General features: G+C 48.0%; 5 protein-coding genes. All 5 read right to left on the bottom strand.

Annotated features, from left to right (window positions below):
- Nucleotides 1-252: 252 nt before the first annotated feature.
- Nucleotides 253-585: a DUF6488 family protein gene (locus MK185_17550; protein ID MCH2042436.1), complete on the bottom strand. Its 333-nt coding sequence runs from the start codon at nt 583-585 to the stop codon at nt 253-255.
- Nucleotides 586-612: 27 nt separating this feature from the next.
- On the bottom strand, nt 613-1,152 hold the full coding sequence (locus MK185_17545; GenBank protein MCH2042435.1) for a hypothetical protein: 540 nt from the start codon (nt 1,150-1,152) through the stop codon (nt 613-615).
- Between the two features lie 20 nt (nt 1,153-1,172).
- Entirely contained in the window at nt 1,173-1,868 is a 696-nt protein-coding gene (locus MK185_17540; GenBank protein MCH2042434.1) for a HupE/UreJ family protein, read from the bottom strand.
- Entirely contained in the window at nt 1,858-5,001 is a 3,144-nt protein-coding gene (locus MK185_17535) for a CusA/CzcA family heavy metal efflux RND transporter (protein ID MCH2042433.1), read from the bottom strand. The genes MK185_17540 and MK185_17535 overlap by 11 nt, the downstream gene beginning before the upstream one ends.
- 11 nt (nt 5,002-5,012) lie before the next feature.
- The coding region (locus MK185_17530) for a secretion protein HlyD (GenBank protein ID MCH2042432.1) at nt 5,013-5,420 on the bottom strand (408 nt) is incomplete at its 5' end.

Raw genomic sequence — 5,420 nt, 5'->3', positions numbered from 1 at the left:
ATACGCGATACCGAATACTTGTAAACTCTTCAGACTTAAATCCAATGGATAAAAAAGTTAAATTAGTTCCACTAAACGTCCGTTCCTTGTCTTTTGATGCCCATCAAGGCTCTCTGTAGGGCAGCTCAGTACGTGAAGCGGACGATTGAGGTAAACGCTTTTCATTGAGGCGGTCTGCAAAAAAGGGCTTAGCCTATATTACAAGAAATGAAGGATGGGCACTGAGCGTCAACTCTCAGTACCCCCTAGCCTTTAATAGTCGTTCTTAGCTTTCACATCCAAAACCTGACCGTTGTTGGCTATCTTGAAAAAGACTTGCTTGGCGGCATCAGAATTAGAGGCACTTACCACATAGAACTCTTCTTCTACGCTAACGACACTGAACTTTTCAGGCGACAAGTCTTTCCACGATTCATCCAGTTTACCCACTTCAAAACCAAAATCTTTGAAGGTCATTTGCTTCACAGATTTAGCTGCAATGCTGATGGCTTTCTGGCCGCTGATAACACCATGATCGCCATGTGCCAGAGCACGACCACTGATTAATGTGCAGCAAAGTACCACTGCTGATAACGTTTTTTTCATCATATTCTCCAATTTTAATAAGTTGATTTATTGCTTCAGACCAATGATTTCATATTGACCTTTTACTAAAAGTTGAACAGCAATGGGGTTATCGGTTTCATTTTTCCAATACCAACCATGTGAACCGGCGAAAGGAGCAGTAAAGCTGCCTTTCATCTCATTGGAGGTTGCTATGGTATAGCTCTCGAAATACCCGGTGGTATCGCCTTCCGGTTCACCATGTAAATCGAAATACAGGGCTTCACCGTCGGTCAGCCATTCATAAGTCATTTTTGCATATTGCTGCATGGCAAATTTGTATTCGACACCGCGCCCGGCAGGCACGACAACTTCAATGGTCTGAAATTCCTGACTGCCTGAAGTATTGGTATCAGCATTGTTGGTAGAAACAATAACATCAGATTCAGTCGCTTGTGCAAGGGTCGTCAACCCCAGCTTATGCCCGATTCCTGTTGGGTCGATGTTGTATTCCGCTGGAAGAATAAAAGTCACCAAAGCAATTGCCGCCACAACTGTTGCGGTGATACTGGCTTTGACTAAGGTTTTTGTACTGACAGTGTGTTGCATAATATTCTCTTGTTATAAGTTTAATTAACGAAGTAACCGGTAAGCTGATATCCCATCAACATGACGCCAGCACTCATAAGAGCCGTATTGGTCATGGTAGAGAAACGCTGGAACGAAGGCAGTTTTCGCCAAGCGTTGATGGCGATCAGGATAAACACGAGTGCTGCAAACTGGCCCAGTTCAACTCCGATGTTAAAGGCAACTAGATTAGTAATAAGCCCCTCTTCCGGTAAATGGAATTCCTGTAATTTGGTTGCCAATCCAAAACCGTGAAATAAGCCAAAGATCAGTACTGCCCATTGCGTATTGGGTTGCCAGTTAAAACATCGCTTGAAACCACCTAAATTATCAAAGCCTTTGTAGACGACAGACAAACCTATAATGGCATCAATCAAATAGGCGTTAACCTGAATATCGCTCAGCACACCGAACAGTAAGGTTGTGCTGTGACCAATAGTAAACATGGTCACGTACAGCAGTACTTCCTTGCTGCGGTACAGGAAGAAGATCACACCCACCAAGAACAGCAAATGGTCATAGCCGGTGATCATATGCTTAGCCCCGATGTACAAAAACGGAATAAACTGCACACCTTGGTTTTGTTCCAGAAATGCGCGGGTATTATCGTCCACCCCATGTGCGAATACATCAATGCTGATCAAGGCTAATGCGCCCAGCAGCAGAGTTACGCTGAGTTTAATAAGACTATTTGGCATCAGACGACTCCAATACTTCTGTGTCAGTCAAAAGTGACTCCTTTTCTTTGTGTAAAATTCGATATAAGGCCGGAATAACGAACAGGGTGAGCAAGGTGGATGAAATGATCCCGCCTATCACCACCGTAGCCAATGGACGCTGCACTTCCGAGCCAATACCAGTATTGAGCGCCATCGGGATGAATCCCAGCGATGCCACTAATGCGGTCGTTAATACCGGGCGCAACCTCGTTAACGCACCATCAAAAATGGCCTGATTAAGGGCGACACCTTCTTTGCGTAATTCACGGATAAAGGACACCATTACCAGACCATTCAATATGGCGATACCCGACAAGGCGATAAAACCCACCGCCGCCGAAATGGAAAACGGGATATCACGCAATAGCAGCGCAGCTATTCCCCCAGTTAATGCCAGTGGCACACCCGTGAAGATGATCATCGCGTCTTTAAACGAGTTCAGTGCCAGAATCAGCAAACCGATGATCATTAGCAAGGTAACCGGCACAACAATACTAAGGCGCTTGGAGGCTGACTGTAGCTTCTGGTAAGTGCCACCGTACTCTACCCAGTAACCGGCCGGAATTTCGACTTTTTCCGCCACAGCTTGCTGAATATCAGCCACAAAGCTGCCTAAATCACGTCCACGCACATTGGCGGTGACCACCACCCGGCGTTTGCCATTTTCCCGGTTGATCTGGTTCGCCCCCGACACCAGCTCCAGCGATACCAATTCTTGTAGCGGAATGCTATGACCATCGGGTAACGTTATGGGCAGGTAATTGAGCGCATCAATATCCTGTCTGCGTGATTCGCCTAAGCGCACAACAATGTCTGAGCGCACATCGCCCTGATAATACTTACCGGCAACTGCGCCGCCCATAGCGGTAGCCACCTGCGATTGCACATCACCAATACTGATACCGTGCTGCATGAGTTTTTGATGGTCAGAAACAATATTCAGCATAGGTAAGCCGGTCGTCTGTTCAACCTGAATATCGGCAATGCCTTCTACTTGAGAAATAGCAGATTCAATTTCAGCGCCTAAACCTGTGAGAGTATCGAAGTCGTCTCCAAATACCTTGATGGCCAGCTCTGCCCGAACGCCAGCCAGTAGCTCGTTAAAGCGCATCTGAATGGGTTGCAGAAATTCGTAGCGGTTGCCGGGTATGGGCGCAACCAGAGCAGCGAGTTCTTCGACAATTTGCTCTTTCGTCTTGTCAGGATCAGGCCACTGCTCACGGGGTTTTAAAATAATGAAGTTATCCGCCACACTAGGTGGAACGGCATCGGTAGCCACATCAGCGGTGCCGATTTTGGCAAACACCCGCTCTACTTCCGGCATCTGCTTAATTTTGTCTTCCAGCGTTTCCTGTAGTGCAATAGCCTGACTCAGTGACGTACCCGGAATGCGCAGTGCATGCATGGCAATATCCCCTTCATCCAGATTGGGCGCAAACTCGCTGCCTAATCTGGTTGCCTGATAGCCAAATACCACCACCAATAGCGACGCAGCAAATACGACTATCCAGCGACCTTTCAACACCCAGCTTAACGCTGGACGATATAAGGCTCCGGCTCCACGGATCAGTGGGCTGTGCTTTTCTTTTACTGGCTTTTTAAACAACAACGCAATGGTGGCGGGAACAAAGGTGACGGAGAGCAACATCGCACTTAATAAAGCTATAACAACAGTAATAGCCATCGGGTGGAACATTTTGCCTTCCACACCTTCCAGCGCAAAAATGGGCAGGTAAACGGCTGTGATGATAAACACACCAAACAAGGCCGGGCGGATCACTTCACGTGTAGCGTCAAACACCAACTCCATGCGCTCTTTAAGTGGCAATGGGGCATTTCCGCTTTGGCTGAGCCTGCGCAAACAGTTTTCAACGATGATAATCGAACCATCAACTAGCAAGCCGAAATCGAGTGCGCCAAGGCTCATCAGATTAGCACTCACACGGGTCTGAACCATGCCGGTAATAGTCATTAACATGGCAAATGGGATCACCAGCGCAGTTAAAAAGGCTGCCCGGAAGTTACCTAAAAGAACAAACAGCACCACAATGACCAGAAGCGCACCTTCCAATAGGTTGGTTTGGACTGTCTGTAAGGTCTTATCCACCAACTTGGTGCGGTCATACACAGCGGTAGCCACGATACCTTCAGGCAAGCTGGCGTTGATTTCTTTCAGCTTCTCGCCCACGGCATGGGCCACGGTACGACTGTTCTCACCAATCAACATGAACACGGTACTCATGACCACTTCGCGGCCATTTTGCGTTGCAGCACCGGTACGTAAACCCTGACCATTTTCGATATCCGCAACGTCCTTAATGGTCAGCGCAGAACCATTAGTCGATTTCAGTGGAATACGGCCTATTGTCGCAATATCTTCGGCCTGTCCGGGTATTCTGAGCAGCCACTGTGCACCGTTTTGCTCAATAAACCCTGCGCCTTGATTCTGGTTGTTGCTGGCAATGGCATCGACCACATCCGCTTGGGTTAAACCAAAGGCCAGCAGCTTTTCAGGTTTGAAGGCAATCAGAATTTCGCGTTCAAACCCACCGATAGGGTTAACCTCAACAACGCCGGGAACCCGCATTAACTGTGGCCTGATAGTCCAGTCATGAACTGTGCGTAAATCCATTGGTGTGATGGGCGAACCATCTGCATGGGTGGCATCAGGTTCGGCATCTACGGTGAACATGAATATTTCACCCAAGCCCGTAGCAATGGGACCAAGCTGAGGCTCCAATCCTGTCGGCAGTTCAGAACGGGCGGCGGATAATCGTTCATTCACCAACTGGCGAGCAAAGTACACATCCGTCTCGTCACTGAATATGGCGACTACCTGAGATAACCCATAGCGCGAGACAGAGCGGGTATAGGTCAGCCCCGGCAAGCCTGCCAGAGCGGTTTCCAATGGAAATGTGACCCGTTGCTCTATCTCAAGCGGTGTATAACCGGCTGCTTCAGTGTTGATCATCACCTGTATATTGGTGATATCTGGCACCGCATCGATAGGCAGCTTAGTGAAATTCCATACCCCCAGTCCGGCAACAGCTAATACCATCACCAGCACGAGAAACTTTCGCTTTATCGAAAAGCGTAAAATCGACTCCAACATGATTTACGCTCCTAGTGGTCGTGTGATGCGCCGGACTTTTCAATGTCGGCTTTTAAGATGTAACTGTTCTCGGTGACATATTCGGTGCCCGGATTTAATCCGCCGAGCACTTCAACCCATTCTCCGCCCTCACGTCCTAGCTCCAGCATACGTACTTCATACTGTTCACCGACTTTGGCATAAACCACCGTAAAGTCGCGAAAACCTTGCAAACCAACACGTTTAACTGCCAGTGGTACGTCTATGGTAGCAACTTCAATTTGTGCCCGAACGAAGCTGCCTGTGGTCAATTCACCCTTTTCGTTAGGTAAGTTTACCCACACGATACGAGCCTGATCATCCCGCACCTGCGGTTCGATAAACGAAATGGTGCCTTGGTAGTTTGTATCTACACCTTCAACCTGTAAGGTCACCACTGA

Source organism: Saccharospirillaceae bacterium, assembly GCA_022448365.1.
In the GTDB taxonomy this organism is placed as follows: domain Bacteria; phylum Pseudomonadota; class Gammaproteobacteria; order Pseudomonadales; family Oceanobacteraceae; genus Bacterioplanoides.
Note: the sequence above shows the minus strand (reverse complement) of the source record. Positions and strands in the feature narration are given on the sequence as shown.

Bases quoted from the DNA above. Each gene is read 5' to 3' on its own strand.
- MK185_17540 (MCH2042434.1), bottom strand. From the start codon at position 1,868: ATGCCAAATAGTCTTATTAAACTCAGCGTAACTCTGCTGCTGGGCGCA.
- MK185_17535 (MCH2042433.1), bottom strand. From the start codon at position 5,001: ATGTTGGAGTCGATTTTACGCTTTTCGATAAAGCGAAAGTTTCTCGTG.
- MK185_17545 (MCH2042435.1), bottom strand. From the start codon at position 1,152: ATGCAACACACTGTCAGTACAAAAACCTTAGTCAAAGCCAGTATCACC.
- MK185_17550 (MCH2042436.1), bottom strand. From the start codon at position 585: ATGAAAAAAACGTTATCAGCAGTGGTACTTTGCTGCACATTAATCAGT.